Origin of the sequence: Flavobacterium psychraerolatum (assembly GCF_025960985.1) — a bacterium.
Lineage (GTDB): Bacteria > Bacteroidota > Bacteroidia > Flavobacteriales > Flavobacteriaceae > Flavobacterium.
This window is the reverse complement of sequence record NZ_JAOQMX010000092.1, coordinates 1-1549: the sequence shown is the minus strand read 5'-3', so window position 1 is coordinate 1549 and position 1549 is coordinate 1. Positions and strand designations below refer to the sequence as shown.

The following is a 1549-nucleotide window of genomic DNA, read 5'->3' as shown; positions in this document are numbered from 1 at the left end:
ATTTACGCATATTTCATTTGGTGTACAAATATTTAGGAAGAATATTTGGGTTAAAATTAATTTTGAAAAAAAGAGGTTTTTAGACAGTTTGACGTGTCGCGGCTTGCAGAAGTGGCGAACTTCGTGACCGATTATTTTCGGCTAAGATAAAATATCTTGCGAAAGATAAACGTGAATTTACCACATATTTCGCCATTTATGCAAACCGCTGTTAGCCGTTCGTCCTTTTTTCGCAGTGGTATTTCAAATGACAAATCCTTGTCCAATTTTTATTTGAACAAGGATTTTTAGTTTACAAGTAAATAGTCAGGTAATACTTTATTTGTATAATAATTTTTTAATTACGCTTTTATTTCAACCCCTTCTTCAACCAATTCAGCCACCTGAATGTTTGCAATTAGTTTAATATTTTCACCCAAACCTAAACCACCTGTGTCTGTCAATTTATTCCAAGTCATTCCAAATTCCATACGGTTTACCGTTCCTGTTATTTCAAAGCCGTGTTTTAGAATACCGTGACCATTATCTTCCGAGCCACCATATTCTACATTCAGCTCGACAGTTTTGGTTACTCCTTTCATTGTTAAATTACCAATCATTTTGTAATCGTTTCCGCCTTGGTTTACAAACGATGTGGACTCAAAAGTAATTTCAGGAAATTCGTCTGCGGCAAAAAAATCGCCACTTTGTAAATGTTCATCACGCTGTGATTGGTTGGTGTCGATACTTTTTACATCAATCTTAAAATTTACTTTGGCATTGTTAAAATCGTCTCCTTCTTTAACAATTCTGCCGTCAAATTTTCTGAAAGTGCCTGTTACGGTAGATATTACTAAATGTCTAATTTTAAATTGCACATCTGAATGTAGTGGGTCAATTGCCCAAATTGTTCTATTTGTCATAATTTTTTTATTTTTTTTAATGTTTAATTATGGTGTAAATTTATATAACTTTGCTTTATAAAAGATAGTAGTTACTTTTAGGTAAGTAGTTACCTGTAGGTAAGTATTTTAAAAATCAACCTAATATGAATCAAAAAGAAGATATTTGCCAACATAAATTAATGGTAACAAGAGATACATTAGAAGTAATACAAGGAAAATGGCGAATACCTATAATTATTGCTTTAACTTTTGGCGAAAAACGCTTTGGTGAATTGCAAAGAGATATTGCCGACATATCTCCAAAAATGCTGTCGCAAGAATTGAAGGCTTTGGAAACGAACAAAATTATTACACGAACGCTTTATGATAGTATGCCAGTAACTGTCGAGTATTCGCTAACACCATTAGGCAAATCAATGAAAAATTTGCTTGATGAAATTTTAAATTGGGGTGTTCATTTTCGGAAAGAAATTATTGGAAAATAAACTACTGAAATTTCAACGGGTTTTATTATAAAAAATTGACGGATTAGTGTGTCCGTTCAATGTCCGCTAGGTCGCTCACAGGATGACGGCTAACGTCAGTCTGTCTAAAAACCCCGTTTTTTTTTAATTTAAATTATATTTCGCATAAATGTAAGCGATTTAAACAACAATTAAATAGCC

2 protein-coding genes are annotated in these 1549 nt (G+C 32.7%); one reads left to right on the top strand and one right to left on the bottom strand.

Features of this window, described 5'->3' with window-relative positions:
• Window positions 1-341: 341 nt before the first annotated feature.
• Window positions 342-902 carry a YceI family protein gene (locus M2326_RS17455; RefSeq protein WP_108740799.1) on the bottom strand — a complete coding sequence of 187 codons (561 nt, stop codon included), beginning with the start codon at window positions 900-902 and terminating at the stop codon, window positions 342-344.
• A gap of 125 nt (window positions 903-1027) precedes the next feature.
• Between M2326_RS17455 and M2326_RS17450 the strand changes: the two genes are divergently transcribed.
• Window positions 1028-1369 (top strand): winged helix-turn-helix transcriptional regulator, encoded by a 342-nt coding sequence (locus M2326_RS17450; RefSeq protein ID WP_264620819.1) that lies wholly within the window; start codon window positions 1028-1030, stop codon window positions 1367-1369.
• The last annotated feature ends 180 nt before the right edge of the window (window positions 1370-1549 follow it).